Origin of the sequence: Corallococcus praedator, from assembly GCF_003612125.1 — a bacterium.
GTDB lineage: Bacteria > Myxococcota > Myxococcia > Myxococcales > Myxococcaceae > Corallococcus > Corallococcus praedator.
This window is the reverse complement of sequence record NZ_RAWI01001423.1, coordinates 1-388: the sequence shown is the minus strand read 5'-3', so window position 1 is coordinate 388 and position 388 is coordinate 1. Positions and strand designations below refer to the sequence as shown.

Genomic DNA, 388 nt, shown 5'->3' with positions numbered 1-388 from the left:
ACCTCATTCTCAGTGGCGACTGATCTCCAGAGGGGAATTATCGATCGTCTCAAATCACTCCCGATCGTGAGCTCAGCTGTCCTCACTGGACATGTCGTTGCTGACCTTGCTCGTAACCTCATCTCATCAGCAGTCATGATCGGTGTGGCTCTCCTCATCGGATTCCGCCCGGTTGCGTCATTTACCGACTGGCTCTGCATCGTTGGTTTACTCCTCTTGTTCACGCTCGCATTCTCATGGCTCTCAGCCATCATCGGTCTCCTCGTTAAGAGTGTCGAAGCAGTGCAGTGGTTCGGTTTCGTACTCATATTCCCACTGACCTTTGCTAGTGCCGCATTCGTCCCGACAGACACGATGCCGAAGTATCTCCGTATCTTCGCAGAGAACC

At 52.8% G+C, this 388-nt stretch carries 1 protein-coding gene; it reads left to right on the top strand.

Going from position 1 to position 388, the window contains the following annotated elements:
- Positions 1–388: ABC transporter permease (locus D7Y13_RS44730; protein ID WP_147452793.1), on the top strand; the 388-nt coding region annotated here is incomplete at both ends.